The organism is Rubritalea spongiae, from assembly GCF_042652385.1.
Classification (GTDB): domain Bacteria; phylum Verrucomicrobiota; class Verrucomicrobiia; order Verrucomicrobiales; family Akkermansiaceae; genus Rubritalea; species Rubritalea spongiae.
Genome location: NZ_JBHSJM010000001.1, coordinates 2722625 through 2737030 on the forward strand (window position 1 = coordinate 2722625; position 14406 = coordinate 2737030).

The following is a 14406-nucleotide window of genomic DNA, read 5'->3' on the forward strand; positions in this document are numbered from 1 at the left end:
GGGGGACTATTGTACGCTGAGTGCTGCTCGGGGCTTTTGAAGTTCCTTGAGGTAAAGCGGGTGGTAATCTTCGTTGCGAATCCAGATAGACGAGTGGCTGCCATCGTTGAGCTGGTAGGCTACGGTGTAAGGTATTGGGCCATTTTTTGAAACATGAGCGAGCGCGATAGCGAGTTGTTTAAGGCTAATTGATGGAGCGTATCCGATGGCCCATTGGTTTCCGCCGTCGTGGAGAATGAAGGTGCGGCGTGCTCGCTTATCATTATCGAGCTGAGCGATTGGCTTTGAGGATTTGAGCAATTGGGGGCCTATGCGTATGGCTGGTGATGCTGCACTTTTTTGTGAGATCCTTGGAGTTCCGTTATTGATGCTTAAGGAAAACGATTGGGAACTAGAAATGGAACCTAGGGCGACGGCTGCGAGGTGCTTTTGTGGATCGAGTGGCTGGTCGAGTGTGGCAGGAGAGGTGTGGACTTTCAGCGTGTTTTTAGTGTCGTTTAGATGAAACACGTGAAACGAGAGAGTACGGCCTTCAGCATTGATTGGGGCATCGAGCTTTTGATATTGCGCGAATGAGTAAAGGGTTGTGAAGAAGAGAAGGGCGAGTGAACGGATCATTTCTTTTGGAGAGCTAAAAAGTTGAGAACAGGTTTGTTCCAGAATGCGCGAAAAGTTTTGTTGCCGTTATTGACAGATGGAGAAACCCAAAGGTCTGAAGAGCGGCCGCCGTCGAGGTTTATGGCATTGTAAATATGGACCTCAGCCAGCGATTTGCTGCTGAGCGCCTGGCCTAGCTGGGCGAGAGTGGCAGATTCCGTGTAGCCAATGAGCCATAGGTTTGAGCCATCGGTGGCGAGAAACGAGCGGGCACGGCTCTGTTCGTTGGAAAGACCCGCGACAGGTTCACCACGGTATGAGAGCATTGGGCCAGTTTGCAGGAGCTGTGTCGGTTTGGCTTGCTTGATCACTTGTTCTAGCGAAGCGCGACGTGCGATACCGGCATGTGCGGCATTGGCAAAATAAAAGCCGCTGCCGAGCGAGCTCGGGTTATTTGAACCACGATCTGTACCGGAGGCAATGAGTTTGCCCAATGGTGCGCCTTCGGGGGTGAAGAATCCACCATTGATAACGGCTAACGCTTTGTGAGATTTTCCAACACTGGCAGAATCGGGCCATTGGCTGCCTGGGCCATTGGCTTGATCGATGACTTCGAGCTGGTAGTGGCGGCTGTTGAATTTAACGAGGTGGAGTGAGACGCCTTCTGAGGTGAGGTGATGGTAGCTCGCATGGGTCATGGCGGATGATTCGTCAACAATGATAGCACGCGGAGCCTCTTGGGCATTTATGCTCAAGCTGCTTGCAAGCAACACAATGGGGAGAAAAGACGTCATCTCTGTGACGGGGAGTTAGACTGGCTTGCGGGCTGTGGCAAGCAATGTTTGAAAGTGCGGTGGTTCGTCTTCTTTATCGACGATGGCTGTTTCACAATTTTCAAAGCCAGTATCTTCTAACATCTGAGTGATGGAAAGCTCAGAAAAGCCAAGCCAAGTGTCGTAGTACATTTCGCGGGCTTGTTCGAAGTTGTGTTGGAGTAGGTCGAGGATGACGAGGGTGCCACCGGGTTTGAGGATGGCGAATGCTTGTTCGAGGGCGCGCTGGGGGTGCTGGGCGTGGTGGAGGGCTTGGGAAAAAATGGCGAGATCGACGCTGCTCGGGTCGATGGGAGGGTTTTCAATATCGCCGAGGCGGTATTCGAGGTTGGGTAGTTTGTGCTCCTTTGCGAGTTGTTGACCGAATTCGACCATTTTTTGAGCATTGTCGATGGCGATGACTTTTTTTGCTCGCTGAGCGAGGAGTTGGGAGAGGGTGCCTTCGCCTGCACCGAGGTCGGCGACGACTTCGTAGTTGAGGATTTTCAGGAAGGCTTCGGCGAGTCCTTTCCAGGATCGGCCGGGCACGTATTGACGGCCGAACTTTCCTGCGAGTTCGTCGAAATAGGCACGTGCGCGGTCGCGGCGTTTCTTGAGTGCTAGGTGGAGGGCTGCTTTATCAGTTTTGATTTCATCGACTTCCTCGGCTGCGAACCGTGCGACGTTGAGGAGTTCTTCGTTGGCGCAGGAAGAGTAGAGGATGTTTTTGCCGACTCGGCGATCGGTAACGAGCGTATTTTCTTTCAGCTTTGCTAACTGAGTGGAGATTCGGCTTTGGCCCATGCCCAGGATGCTTTGTAGCTCGGCCACACTCAGTTCTTCGTGCTCTAGTAGCATGAGAATGCGAAGGCGCGTGGAGTCGGCGATAAGCTTGAGTGAAATTAAATTTGACGGCATCGGTAGAGCAGTTATAGGTCTTTCAAATCAATACATCACGATTCGTTGATGCAACACTAAATTTTTTATGAGCCGTTCATTCATTTTTTCCTCAGAGTCCGTCACTGAAGGTCATCCAGACAAAGTCTGTGATACTATTTCGGATAGTATTCTCGATGCCTGTTTAGAGCAGGACGTGAATAGCCGCGTGGCTTGCGAAACTTTTGTTAAAGATAATGTGGTGGGTCTTGCAGGCGAGATTACGACGCATGCAGATTTTGATAGCCGTGCATTGATTGAAAAGGCGATCCGCGAGATTGGTTATGTCCATGATGACTGTAAGTTTAATGCGAATAGCTTTTTCTTCGTTAACCTCATTGGTCAGCAATCTCCAGACATTGCACAAGGCGTGGACGAAGGTGGTTTTCAAGATAAGACGACTGAGGAGCAAGGTGCAGGAGATCAAGGGATCATGTTTGGTTACGCATGTAATGAGACACCTGAGTTGATGCCTGCTCCTGTCAGCTATTCTCACAAGCTTGGCCGTGAACTGACGACTTTACGTAAATCTGGTCAACATCAATGGTTGCGTCCTGATTCCAAGACTCAGGTCTCCATGGAATATGTGGATGGAAAGCCGACACGTGTGAAAGCGGTGGTTGTTTCTACCATGCACTCGAAAGAGATTACGACTTCGGAAATTCGTGAGATCTTGAAAAAGGATCTTATTGAAAAGGTGATTCCAGCAAACTTGCTGACTGATGATACAGAATTTCTGATCAATCCGACTGGCATTTTTGTGATTGGTGGACCTGAAGGCGATGCTGGACTCACAGGCCGCAAAATTATTGTTGATACTTATGGAGGCTCTGGTCGTCATGGAGGTGGTGCATTTTCAGGGAAAGATCCATCTAAGGTGGATCGCTCCGCAGCTTACATGTGTCGCTGGGTTGCCAAGAACATCGTTGCTGCCGGCCTAGCGGATCGTGCAGAACTTCAGGTTGCTTATGCGATTGGGCACCCGCATCCAGTTTCGGTCAGTGTGGATACCTTCGGTACCAATAAGGTTGATGAACTAGCAATCGAAAAAGCGGTGAAAGAAGTTTTCTCCTTTAAGCCTGCCGACATTATCAGTCAACTAAATCTGCTCCGTCCCATATATAAGCATACTACAAATTATGGGCACTTCGGACGTGAAGATAACCTCGATGCTCTCACTTGGGAGAAGACGGATAAAGTCGACGCGCTGAAAGCTGTTATTGGTTAAATTTAGGAACTTTATACAACGAACAAAGAAATTATTATGTCCACTTCAACACTCGAAAAAACGAGCGACTACAAAATCGCCGACATTAGCCTTGCCGATTTTGGTCGTAAGGAAATTGATATTGCTGAACACGAAATGCCTGGTCTCATGGCAATTCGTGAGAAGTACTCCGCCGAAAAGCCGCTGCAAGGTGTGCGCATCATGGGTTCACTTCACATGACGATTCAGACCGCTGTGCTGATCGAGACTCTGGTCGAGCTAGGTGCTGACGTGCGTTGGTGTTCATGTAACATTTTTTCTACTCAAGATCACGCTGCTGCTGCGATCGCACAAGCAGGTGTGCCTGTTTTTGCCTGGAAGGGTGAGACGCTTGAAGAGTACTGGGACTGCACATGGAATGCGATCCTCAGCCCAGAAGGTCAAGGGCCTGAACTCATTGTTGACGATGGTGGCGACGCGACTCTTTTTATCCACAAAGGTTACGAGCTTGAAAACGGTTCTGACTGGGTGAACGAGCCAGCTGGTTCTGAAGAAGAGCAGGTGATTAAAAATCTCCTCAAAAAGGTACACGCTGAGAAGCCTGGCATTTTTGCAAAGATTCTCGCAGACTGGAAAGGTGTTTCTGAAGAAACGACTACGGGTGTGCACCGTCTCTATCAGATGGCGAAGGAAGGAAAACTTCTGGTTCCAGCAATCAATGTGAATGACTCGGTAACGAAGTCTAAGTTCGATAACCTCTATGGTTGCCGTGAGTCACTGGTGGACGGCATCAAGCGTGCCACGGACGTGATGATCTCAGGTAAGGTTGCTGTCGTTTGTGGTTATGGTGACGTAGGTAAAGGTTGTGCTCAGGCGCTTCGCGGTCAAGGTGCACAAGTGGTGGTGACTGAGGTCGACCCAATCTGTGCGCTTCAAGCTGCGATGGAAGGTTACCGTGTGCTTACTGTCGAAGACACTCTCGGCTGGGCTGACATTTATGTGACCACTACGGGCAACTATGACATTATCCGTCTCGAGCATATGGAGAAGATGAAGGATCAGGCGATCGTCTGTAACATTGGCCACTTTGACAACGAGATTCAGATGGAAGCTCTCAATTCCGCTTCAGGTGTTGAGCGTCTTAACATCAAGCCTCAGGTAGATAAGTACACTTTCCCGACAGGCAATAGCCTTTACATGTTGGCTGAAGGTCGCCTCGTGAACTTGGGTTGTGCGACAGGGCATCCATCTTTCGTGATGTCTAACTCTTTCGCGAACCAAACACTCGCGCAGATCGATCTCTGGAAGAACAAAGAAGCTTACAAAGCGGGTGAAGTGAAAGTGCTTCCAAAGCACCTTGACGAGGAAGTGGCTCGTCTTCACCTCAACAAAATTGGAGCTAAGCTCACCACACTTTCTCAGGCGCAGGCTGATTACATCAGTGTCCCTGTGGAGGGCCCGTACAAGCCAGATCACTATCGTTACTAAATCGGCTATGCTATTTTAGTATGTCGTTCGTATAGAGGCGAAGAGCTAGTATATGATATTATTTTAGCGCTGTTCCGTTCACTCGGGATGGCGCTTTTTATTTTTGGGGCGCTGTAGCTTCGTTTTGAGGTTTGGCGTGTTCGATTGTTTTCACACTGTGCACTAGAGTGTTTACAGAACTCTGCCGAAAAGAAGCTATTACCCCCCAAAAAAATATTTTTATTAAAAATAAAGAACAATTTAGACAAAGGGCAATTAGGTCGCCGCTTTGTCTATGTAGTTATTCATATCATAGGAGCTTACACCCCCTGTTAATGTCAATTTTGTGTAGGTAAAGGTCGTCTCGAAAGAGGCGGCCTTTTTGCTTAGCGAAGAAGTTGGGTACATGTGGAAGCCGTGGCTTATACATGTCCGACTTTGAGTGAGTGCTAACTCAATGGAGAGATGACACGGCCTCTCGCTTACTCAAAGCCGTATAATCTCGCTGAGCTAAGACGCTGAACGAGTTCTTCGGGCAATAAGAAGTATGCCGCTAAAACATAAAAGTGAAGAACTACAAGGCTCTGGAATTGTTGAAGAGACCGAAAAAACGAGTTCGTCTATATCGATTTGTACGTTGCTGCCTGAGCTAAAAATTCCATTACCAGTAAAACGTGCAAAGTTAGTTGGAGTTTGAGCTCCAAAAGTGATGGGACTATCGATAGCAGTAGAGATAGGGTTGCTATCGGAAAAAATCAAGTAAGATCCATTTTGATACGTAAAGTTTCCTATATTTAAACCTATCGTAGCCTCATATGTACCTCCTGACAGCTGCGTAAAAGCTCCGCTGGAGTGAGTGATGTCAATAACGAAAGAACCAGCAGTACTTCCAATATCAGTAAGGCGAAGTTCGCGGTCTCCTCCTTTATCAATAATTGAGTATGTAGTACCAGGTGTTGTTGAAGGAGTAAGAGTCCACGTGCCGCCGATCCCATCTGCAACTTGTAGAGGAGTTGCTGATGTGAAGGAACCGAGAGCTGCGCTTTGGAAATCAAGGGTTACCGTTGTGGCTGCAAATAGATTACTGGAAGATGTGATGATCAGAGCTAGACCTATGGAAGAGAAAAAAGGTTTCATTTGATGTGTGTGGATGTTCTAATACTGTGTGATATTTTTAAGGAACGAATGCAGATCATTGATCTCGTATAGAGCTGTTAGTGGGTTATGTGATGATAGTCAATAATCGTTTATTGTGAATACTTTAGATGATTTTTTGTTGATTCGATAGTGGGAGAGCACTTAGTCGCAGTTGTCGTTGATTCGCGGAGGAGGTTTTTGATGATCAGCTAGGGCTGCACATAGCATCTATGTATTGCGAAAGAAGTTTGGTAGATTCTATGTTTTCCATGATATGGATGCCGATGTGAGTTCTGGTTTATGCGGATTATAGCGCCATATACTCTTCAAGTTCTTTGTGATCTTGGATTTTAAGCATGGTGTAAGCTTCTTTGAGGTGGGCTTCAGCGCTCTCCATATCGTTCATCTCTTTATTTGACTGGGCTTTGAGTTGTTTGAGCGCTTCTTTATAATCTTTTGATGAAGCTTCTTTTTCTAGAGCTCGAATGCATGTATCATTACTGAAGTAGTGACGCTCTTCTCGTAGCGTTTCTATGGTGCTTGGACTGTCTGGATCAGAGGATGGATCGAATTGCCACGAGCTCATACTAGAGTAAATGAAGAATATTTCGCCATTGAGGAAGTAGGCGGTGCGGCTGACTCCTCCGTGGTCACCGCCCCATTCAATAGTTTGTTTCACTAGGATACCTGCGCTATTGGTAAAGCGAGTGATGATTCCTAAATTCGGTGCAGCGTCTTCCTTGGTAAGAATCTTTGTGATTTCAAGATCTTTAGCGGATTCGATTTTGTTGTATTGCTTGCGAATTTGAGCAATTTCTTCCTTTGTGTCGGCGAAGCTGAGACTACTAGATGCTAGCAATAGAATTATGAGCTTTTTCATTGCGAGGTAATCTAACAAATGAGGCTGGTTCTGACGAGAAGGAAGATATTGATAGAGATAGCTTCATTAAAGACTAAGAAAACTTAATCTTCGAAGACTATGGCGCGGTTGCCATCGATGATGGTGCGGTCGTACGCGTGGTAGCGAATACCGCGTGCTAGGGCGATGCGTTCGCAGTCGCGGCCGAGTCGCATAAGGTCGGCTGGTGAGTGGGAGTGAAGAACGCGCTTCACTTCTTGTTCGATGATCGGGCCTGCATCGAGGTCACTGGTGACGTAATGGCAGGTAGCGCCGATGAGTTTGACTCCGCGGTCGTACGCTTGGCGGTAGGGGTTCGCGCCGATGAAGGCGGGGAGGAAAGAGTGGTGGATATTGATCAGCTTACCGGAGAATTCTCCGCAGAACCAATCTGGGAGGATTTGCATGAAGCGGGCGAGGATGCTGAGTTGGACGTTTTCGTCGCGTAGGATCTGGGCGATCTGCTGGAAGCCTTGATCTTTTTTGTCACCGTCCATGTCGATTTGGTGGAAAGGGATCCCTTCTTTTTCAGCAATCGTTTTACAGTGGTCGCGGTTGCCGATGATGGAAGTGATTTCCAGTGGTAGATCGTTTTCGCTGACGCGCCAGAGAATCTCGTTGAGGCAGTGCGTGGTCTTGGTGACGAGAATGGCAGTGCGGAGCTTGAAGGGTGCTTCGCGGAAATGCCAATCGGCCTTGAGGGCTTCGCCTAGCACGCTGAAACCTTTGATAAAGGAATCGAGTTCGACATCGAGCTCGGTAGTGTCGATTTCGAGACGCGCAAAAAATTTGCTGTCGATGCTATTGGTGAATTGGTTGAACTCTAACAGGTTGCCATTATGTGAAGCGACATAGCTGGCAATCTTCGCAACGATGCTGGGTTGGTCAGGACAGGAGAGTTTCAGAATGAGCATGCGTAGTTGTGGATTCGGTGCAGCGATTGGTCAATCTTGGATTGGTCTATAAATGGGCGAAAAAGGTACTTTTTTCAATGCCTTGGCCGAATCTTATGAATAGTAGCAAGTGAGGAAGAGTTTCATAAAATGGTCGATGGCCTATGGTTTGACTGAAGTGAGTGCAGGTGAGTGTAGGTGAGGGAGTGAACTGTTCGCAGAAAAACTGAGAAAATAAAAAAAAGGTGAGAAAGATGATAAATGGAGATGTGTGCTCCGTATTAAAAGACATGTAGCAGATGCTAGTGCATTTCTTCATGTTTTCATTGTGTAGGATAAAACCGTCTCGGAGCAATTCGAGGCGGTTTTTCTATGCCTGCTGGAGAAAGAGAGTGCTTTTTGATCAGAAAAAAAGAGGGCCTTTGATGTTACTCAAAGACCCTCGGTAAAATGGTGCGCAATACAAGATTTGAACTTGTGACCTCTGCCATGTCAAGGCATTGCTCTACCACTGAGCTAATCGCGCTTTTTGATGCTTGCTGAGCTTTTAAGGGCTCGTGCTGCGGGCGGGAAACTAGTGTTCTCGCTAGAAGCTTGCAAGCATTTTTTTGCTTAAATCTCGATTGCTTTTGCTGAGAGGACACCAGCTGCGGCATTGAGCTCAGCGAGAAGCTCTTCAGACGCAGGTGAGTCGAGCTCAATCACGCTGAGAGCATTTCCTTCTGTCTTGTTGCGAGCAAGTGAGAGGTTTGCAATGTTGAGGTTGTGAGCTGCGAGAGCTGTACCGACGAGACCAACGATACCAGGGCGGTCATCGTTACGTACAATGAGGAAGTTGCCTTCGATATTGGTGTCGACGTAGAGTTTGTCGATTTCGACGATGCGCGGTGACTTGCCGATGATGGAACCAGCGAGGCGGAAGCGCTCTTCACCTTTTCTGAGTTCAACGACCACGAGTTCGGAGTACTCAGTGGTAGCATTGATTGTAGATTCGACGAGTTCAAGACCGAGCTCTTTAGCGATCGCTGGGCAGTTGACGATGTTCACGTCTTCGCGGGATGATGCGAGGAAACCGTGGAGGACTGTACGGGATACGAGTGGTGTGTCCTTGTCCGCAATTGCACCGTGGTAGGAGACGCGGATGGAATCTGGATTCGCAGGTCCTAGTTTAGCGAGGAATTTACCGAGCGACTTGGCGAGACCGAGGTAGTCGCCGATGTCTTCGAGCGCTGCTGCGTCGAGTGATGGCATGTTGATGGCATTGCGAATTTCACCGGAAGTGAGGAAGTCACGGAGTTGTTCAGCGACCTGGATGCCGACATTTTCCTGGGCTTCGTTAGTAGACGCACCAAGGTGTGGTGTGAAAGCTGTGTGCTTAGGAAGGTCGAAAAGAATGTGGTCAGAGGACGGTGGCTCGTCTTCGAATACGTCGAGACCACAACCTGCGATGTGACCTGAATCGATTGCTGCACGGAGTGCTGGCTCGTCGATGAGACCACCACGTGCACAGTTGACAACGATTGCGCCTTTATTCATGAGAGCGAGACGGTCAGCATTGATAATGTGCTTAGTGTCTGGAGTCATTGGCACGTGAAGTGTGACGAAGTCCGCACCTTTGAGAGCAGCGTCTGGAGAATCAGCGAGTTCGACTTTGAGTTGGTCAGCACGCGCTTGGGTGAGGAATGGGTCAAAAGCAGCAACGGTCATGCCAAATGCTTGAGCGCGTTTGACGAACTCAGTACCGATGCGGCCCATGCCGATGACAGCGAGGCGCTTTTGGTAGATTTCGATACCTTTGAATGCTTTACGTGCAGCAGGGAATTCACCAGCGAGTACGCCTGCGTGGCCTGGGCCGATGTTACGTGCTGCTGAGAGCATGAGTGTAAAGGCGAGTTCAGCAGTGGAAATGGTGTTTCCAGTTGGGGTGTTCATGACGATCACGCCGTGGTCGGTAGCAGCTTCGCGGTCGACGTTGTCAACACCGACACCTGCACGGCCGATGACCTTGAGGTTCTTTGCAGCTTCGAGAACTTCGCGAGTTACTTTAGTTTGAGAACGAATAATGAGGCCGTCGTAGTCACCGATGACTTCAAGGAGAGCTTCAGGTGTGAGGCCTGTATTTACGTCAACTTGAAGGTCTGGGTGCTGGCTGAGAGCTTCTACACCGATTTCAGAAATCGGGTCTGATACGAGAATGCGCTTGGTGGACATGCGTCATTTATTAATTTCATGAATTGGACTTGTCAAAGATCCTGCGTGTCACAGGGGCAACTTTCTGTGACATACTCCGCAGAGGCCTACTTCAAGGGCTGTGGAGATGAGCGCAGGAAGTGCTCACAGTGTCGGCTAATCATTTAGGATAATTTAAGTGTTAGTCCTAGGTCTGGCAGGAGACTGAGCAGGATAAAGATGTCAGCATGCATCCTCGTGCTTGACCTATATCTACTATTGGATGAGATTCACGGACTCGAAATTTCACGCAGTACGATTATGAATCCATACGAAAATAACCGCCGTCCTTTTTCCTCACAGGTAGTGGATGGTGATGACCGCGCACCGAGCCGTGCGATGCTCTACGCAGTAGGCTTTGAAAAAGAAGACTTTGAAAAACCACAGGTGGCGATTGCCTCCCTCTGGAGTGAAGTGACACCTTGTAACATCCACCTCGATAAGCTTGCAGTGGAAGCCTCAAATGGTGCGAATGCAGCTGGTGGTAAAGCGCTTACTTTTGGATCTATTACCGTTTCCGATGGTATTTCAATGGGTACTGAGGGAATGAAGTATTCCTTGGTTTCACGCGAAGTGATTGCGGATTCTATCGAGACCGTAGTAGGAGGCGAAGGAATGGATGGTCTCGTAGCTGTCGGTGGCTGTGATAAGAATATGCCGGGTTGCATGATCGCGATCTCGCGACTCAATCGCCCTGCTGTATTTATTTATGGAGGTACGATTCTGCCGGGCTGTGCTTCAGTTAAGGGTGAAAATAAAGACCTCGATGTGGTTTCAGTATTTGAAGCTGTTGGTAAGCACGCGAGTGGTGAATTCGACGATGGTGAACTACAGACTGTAGAAAGCTGTGCAATCCCAGGTGCTGGTTCTTGCGGTGGAATGTACACAGCAAATACGATGGCTAGTGCTATCGAAGCTCTCGGGATGTCTTTGCCAAATAGCTCTGCGCAAAATGCGGTGGGCGATGACAAGATGATGGACTGTTTCGACGCTGGTGCTGCGGTTGTGAACATGATCGATAAGGGAATTCGCCCGAGCGACATCATGACACGTAAGGCATTTGAAAACGCGATTACCGTGGTGATTGCTCTCGGTGGTTCTACGAACGCAGTGTTGCACCTTCTTGCGATGGCGCATGCGGCGAATGTAGAGCTTTCAATCGATGACTTTACTGAAATTGGTAAGCGCGTGCCAGTGGTGGCTGATCTTAAGCCTTCTGGTAAGTACGTGATGGCTGATTTGGTTCGCATCGGTGGAACTATTCCGCTCATGCGTATCCTGCTCGAAGCTGGCTTGCTGCACGGTGATTGTATGACAGTGACTGGTAAGACCATGGCGGAGAACCTTGCGAACTCTGATCTCTACTATCCAGAAGACCAGAAGATTATCCTTCCTCTCGACAAGCCGAAGAAGAAGGACAGCCATCTTCGCATTCTCTACGGAAACCTCGCGTCCGAAGGTTCTGTGGCAAAAATTTCAGGTAACGAAGGTCTTAGTTTCACTGGTTCCGCGCGTTGTTTCGATTCTGAAGAAGATTCAATGAAAGCAATTCTCGCTGGCGAGATTAAGCCGGGCGATGTGATTGTTGTGCGTCGCGAAGGACCAAAAGGTGGTCCAGGTATGCGTGAAATGCTTGGGCCAACTGCAGCGGTGATGGGCCGTGGTCTTGGTGACAGCGTGGCGCTGATTACTGATGGTCGTTTCTCCGGTGGTTCCCACGGTTTTGTGGTGGGTCACATTACTCCAGAAGCTTATGTCGGCGGAACTATCGGCCTGCTTAAAGACGGCGATACAATCACGATCGATGCTGAGAACAATGAAATCAACGTCGACCTAAGTGATGAAGAACTCGCAGCGCGTAAAGCTGAGTGGGTACAACCTGAGCCGCGTTACCGTCGTGGAGTGCTCGCTAAGTATGCGAAGCTTACAGAATCAGCATCGAAAGGTGCGGTTACTGACTCAGGGCTTTAAGCCAGCGGAGCTGGCAGTTCTTAGTTGCTAGTTTACAGTTTTTAGAAAGCGCAGCTTCGTGAAGAGGTTGCGCTTTTTTTGCGTAATTCTTTTGGAATAAATTCCTTAAAGGGGTATCTTACACTCGCTATGAAAGCAAAATATCTAGTAGCGGCTTTCTCTGTGGCAGCATTCAGTGGTTTCTCCACTGTGGTTGTAACAGCTGAAGTCCAAAACGATACGGCTGCAGAAACTGCAGCAACAAATGAGACAATGAAGGTCTTCATTGTCACCGCTAAAGGCGGTGGATGAGGCGCTGACAGAGCGGTCCGTGCGGCCATTGGAAGTCAGAAAGGCGTTGAGTCCTTCAAAATGTCAGGTCTTAGAACCACCGTTTTTATGAAAGACGGTCACAAGCTTGAGGAAGAAAAACTGAAAGAAGCCTTTGCCAAAGGGCCAGTTAATTTTGTCTCGCTTGAAGAACACGATCAGGCAGTGCCCCAAGCAGCATACATGCTGCAGGTCAGTGGCGCCGGATGAGTAATCACTAATGATAAGGCTCGTGCAGCCTTAGAAAAATTGCCAGGCATTGCAGCAGCTTACGTTAGTAAAGAGACTGAAATTCAGCTCTCTGAAGACACACCACTCGATGAGAAGGCTGTGACTGACACGCTTGCAAAGCATAAGATTAAAGTTCAATCCGTAAAAAAGGCAGAGTTGTAAGCTCGCTTCTTATAGAAATTCAATGACATATGATCCCTCGTTGCGCTGTTCGCGGCGAGGGGTTTTTTGCGTTATCTGCGTGGTGAGAAATTGGGAAATTGTTATTCGTGGGTTGCTATTCATTTCTTGCCGTGCTTAGTGTCGCGACCAAGCCCCCTAGATATTTATTATGGAATTTTCCTCACTCGCCCTCTCTTCGCCTATTCAGAAAGCCATTGCTGAAGAAGGATATACCGAACCATCACCGATCCAAGCTCAGGCGATCCCTGCAGTGTTAGACGGCAAAGATGTGATGGCTGCCGCTCAGACAGGCACTGGTAAAACTGCTGGCTTCACTTTACCTTTGTTAGAAAAACTATCGAAGGGACAACCTGCGCGCTCGAACCAAGTGCGTGCTCTCATTCTCACACCAACTCGCGAGCTCGCAGCTCAAGTAGCCGAGAGCGTCCAAACATACGGCAAGCATCTCGATTTAAAATCAGCGGTGGTCTTTGGCGGGGTGAAAATCAACCCACAGATGATGAAGTTGCGCCGCGGTGCAGACATTTTGGTGGCAACTCCTGGTCGTTTGATGGATCTTTACAACCAGAATGCAATTAAGTTTAATACACTTGAGGTTTTGGTTCTCGATGAGGCAGATCGCATGCTCGACATGGGGTTTATTCACGAAATTAAAAAGCTGATCGCAATCTTGCCCAAACAACGTCAGAACTTACTTTTTTCTGCGACATTTTCCGATGAAATTCGCAAGCTCGCTAAGAGCATTGTGAGAAATCCTGTTGAGATCTCCGTGACTCCACGTAACGCTACGGCAGACACTGTGGAGCAGATGCTCTATTCTGTGGATAAGTCACGCCGTGGCAATGTACTGATTCGTCTGATTAAGGAAAATGATTGGAAGCAATGTTTAGTTTTCGTTCGCACCAAGCATGGCGCGAATCGTCTTGCTCGCCAGTTAGAGTCTAAAGGAGTGAGCTCCTCAGCGATTCATGGTGACAAAAGCCAAGGCGCTCGTACGCGTGCGCTGGATGGATTCAAGAAAGGCACACTTCAAGTCTTAGTAGCGACCGATATTGCTGCACGCGGGATTGATATCGATCAGCTTCCGCAGGTGGTAAATTTTGATTTACCAGATCAGCCAGAAGATTACGTGCATCGGATTGGTCGTACTGGTCGTGCTGGCGCAGCAGGTCAGGCAATTTCGTTGGTTTGTGAGGAACAATTTCCGCAGCTTGTCGATATTGAGAATCTTATCAAAAAGTTGATTCCTCGCGTGGAGTTGGAAGGTTTTGTGCCACATGAAGTGCTTCCTGAATCCAAGCTCGGAATGCGCTCACCAAAACGTCCAGCAAAGAAAGTTGTTCCGCGCGGCAACCGCTCGAACAGACGTGGTGGTCCAGCTAGTAATAAAGGTGGAAAGTCTGGTGATAATAAGTTTTCAGGACCTTCTAAAAAAGGTGGCGCTGCAGCTGGCAGACGTCGAGGCCAAGGCAGCATGGCGAGCCAAAAGCGCTCGAGTCACAATAAGTGATTTAGGGGAGATACTTAGCGCGGGAC

Annotated in this window: 14 protein-coding genes and 1 tRNA gene; 7 read left to right on the plus strand and 8 right to left on the minus strand. The window is 48.5% G+C overall.

Features of this window, described 5'->3' with window-relative positions; all coding sequences use genetic code 11:
- Positions 1-6: 6 nt before the first annotated feature.
- The 3 genes from ACFPK9_RS12110 to ACFPK9_RS12120 are packed head-to-tail and all read right to left on the minus strand — an operon-like array spanning position 7 to position 2327.
- Positions 7-618, minus strand: a complete 612-nt coding sequence (locus ACFPK9_RS12110; protein ID WP_377095166.1) for a hypothetical protein — start codon at positions 616-618, stop codon at positions 7-9.
- Entirely contained in the window at positions 615-1391 is a 777-nt protein-coding gene (locus ACFPK9_RS12115) for a phosphodiester glycosidase family protein (protein WP_377095167.1), read from the minus strand. Before ACFPK9_RS12115 ends, ACFPK9_RS12110 begins: the two co-directional genes overlap by 4 nt.
- Positions 1392-1406: 15 nt before the next feature.
- Positions 1407-2327, minus strand: a complete 921-nt coding sequence (locus ACFPK9_RS12120) for an ArsR/SmtB family transcription factor (protein WP_377095168.1) — start codon at positions 2325-2327, stop codon at positions 1407-1409.
- 67 nt (positions 2328-2394) lie between these two features.
- Here ACFPK9_RS12120 and metK point away from each other — a divergent pair, with 67 nt between their 5' ends.
- Complete coding sequence (metK, locus tag ACFPK9_RS12125) at positions 2395-3573, plus strand: methionine adenosyltransferase (protein ID WP_377095169.1); 1179 nt, start codon at positions 2395-2397, stop codon at positions 3571-3573.
- Between the two features lie 36 nt (positions 3574-3609).
- The gene (gene ahcY / locus ACFPK9_RS12130; protein ID WP_377095170.1) at positions 3610-5040 is read left to right on the plus strand and encodes an adenosylhomocysteinase; all 1431 of its coding nucleotides are present in this window, start codon (positions 3610-3612) and stop codon (positions 5038-5040) included.
- A 489-nt stretch (positions 5041-5529) separates the two neighbouring features.
- Here the strand turns inward: ahcY and ACFPK9_RS12135 are convergent, their stop codons facing one another.
- The 5 genes from ACFPK9_RS12135 to serA form a co-directional block, all read right to left on the minus strand.
- Positions 5530-6156: a hypothetical protein gene (locus ACFPK9_RS12135; protein ID WP_377095171.1), complete on the minus strand. Its 627-nt coding sequence runs from the start codon at positions 6154-6156 to the stop codon at positions 5530-5532.
- A gap of 307 nt (positions 6157-6463) precedes the next feature.
- Positions 6464-7036 carry a hypothetical protein gene (locus ACFPK9_RS12140; RefSeq protein ID WP_377095172.1) on the minus strand — a complete coding sequence of 191 codons (573 nt, stop codon included), beginning with the start codon at positions 7034-7036 and terminating at the stop codon, positions 6464-6466.
- An 83-nt stretch (positions 7037-7119) separates the two neighbouring features.
- Positions 7120-7968, minus strand: a complete 849-nt coding sequence (gene purU / locus ACFPK9_RS12145) for a formyltetrahydrofolate deformylase (RefSeq protein ID WP_377095173.1) — start codon at positions 7966-7968, stop codon at positions 7120-7122.
- Positions 7969-8398: 430 nt separating this feature from the next.
- Positions 8399-8473 (minus strand) — tRNA-Val (locus ACFPK9_RS12150).
- 86 nt (positions 8474-8559) lie between these two features.
- Entirely contained in the window at positions 8560-10158 is a 1599-nt protein-coding gene (serA, locus tag ACFPK9_RS12155; RefSeq protein ID WP_377095174.1) for a phosphoglycerate dehydrogenase, read from the minus strand.
- A 279-nt stretch (positions 10159-10437) separates the two neighbouring features.
- Between serA and ilvD the strand changes: the two genes are divergently transcribed.
- The 5 genes from ilvD (at position 10438) to ACFPK9_RS12180 (ending at position 14380) form a co-directional block, all read left to right on the plus strand.
- Complete coding sequence (gene ilvD, locus ACFPK9_RS12160; RefSeq protein ID WP_377095175.1) at positions 10438-12147, plus strand: dihydroxy-acid dehydratase; 1710 nt, start codon at positions 10438-10440, stop codon at positions 12145-12147.
- Positions 12148-12276: 129 nt separating this feature from the next.
- Positions 12277-12438: a hypothetical protein gene (locus ACFPK9_RS12165; RefSeq protein ID WP_377095176.1), complete on the plus strand. Its 162-nt coding sequence runs from the start codon at positions 12277-12279 to the stop codon at positions 12436-12438.
- 60 nt (positions 12439-12498) lie between these two features.
- Positions 12499-12666 (plus strand): hypothetical protein, encoded by a 168-nt coding sequence (locus ACFPK9_RS12170; protein WP_377095177.1) that lies wholly within the window; start codon positions 12499-12501, stop codon positions 12664-12666.
- A gap of 39 nt (positions 12667-12705) precedes the next feature.
- Positions 12706-12849, plus strand: a complete 144-nt coding sequence (locus tag ACFPK9_RS12175; protein ID WP_377095179.1) for a hypothetical protein — start codon at positions 12706-12708, stop codon at positions 12847-12849.
- A 169-nt stretch (positions 12850-13018) separates the two neighbouring features.
- Entirely contained in the window at positions 13019-14380 is a 1362-nt protein-coding gene (locus ACFPK9_RS12180) for a DEAD/DEAH box helicase (RefSeq protein ID WP_377095180.1), read from the plus strand.
- Positions 14381-14406: the final 26 nt, after the last annotated feature.

Excerpts from the sequence above, each read along its gene's own strand:
- ACFPK9_RS12170 (WP_377095177.1), top strand. The coding sequence starts at position 12,499 with ATGTCAGGTCTTAGAACCACCGTTTTTATGAAAGACGGTCACAAGCTT.
- ilvD (WP_377095175.1), top strand. The coding sequence starts at position 10,438 with ATGAATCCATACGAAAATAACCGCCGTCCTTTTTCCTCACAGGTAGTG.
- ahcY (WP_377095170.1), top strand. The coding sequence starts at position 3,610 with ATGTCCACTTCAACACTCGAAAAAACGAGCGACTACAAAATCGCCGAC.
- ACFPK9_RS12120 (WP_377095168.1), bottom strand. The coding sequence starts at position 2,327 with ATGCCGTCAAATTTAATTTCACTCAAGCTTATCGCCGACTCCACGCGC.
- purU (WP_377095173.1), bottom strand. The coding sequence starts at position 7,968 with ATGCTCATTCTGAAACTCTCCTGTCCTGACCAACCCAGCATCGTTGCG.
- ACFPK9_RS12180 (WP_377095180.1), top strand. The coding sequence starts at position 13,019 with ATGGAATTTTCCTCACTCGCCCTCTCTTCGCCTATTCAGAAAGCCATT.
- ACFPK9_RS12115 (WP_377095167.1), bottom strand. The coding sequence starts at position 1,391 with ATGACGTCTTTTCTCCCCATTGTGTTGCTTGCAAGCAGCTTGAGCATA.
- metK (WP_377095169.1), top strand. The coding sequence starts at position 2,395 with ATGAGCCGTTCATTCATTTTTTCCTCAGAGTCCGTCACTGAAGGTCAT.
- serA (WP_377095174.1), bottom strand. The coding sequence starts at position 10,158 with ATGTCCACCAAGCGCATTCTCGTATCAGACCCGATTTCTGAAATCGGT.
- ACFPK9_RS12140 (WP_377095172.1), bottom strand. The coding sequence starts at position 7,036 with ATGAAAAAGCTCATAATTCTATTGCTAGCATCTAGTAGTCTCAGCTTC.
- ACFPK9_RS12135 (WP_377095171.1), bottom strand. The coding sequence starts at position 6,156 with ATGAAACCTTTTTTCTCTTCCATAGGTCTAGCTCTGATCATCACATCT.
- ACFPK9_RS12165 (WP_377095176.1), top strand. The coding sequence starts at position 12,277 with ATGAAAGCAAAATATCTAGTAGCGGCTTTCTCTGTGGCAGCATTCAGT.
- ACFPK9_RS12110 (WP_377095166.1), bottom strand. The coding sequence starts at position 618 with ATGATCCGTTCACTCGCCCTTCTCTTCTTCACAACCCTTTACTCATTC.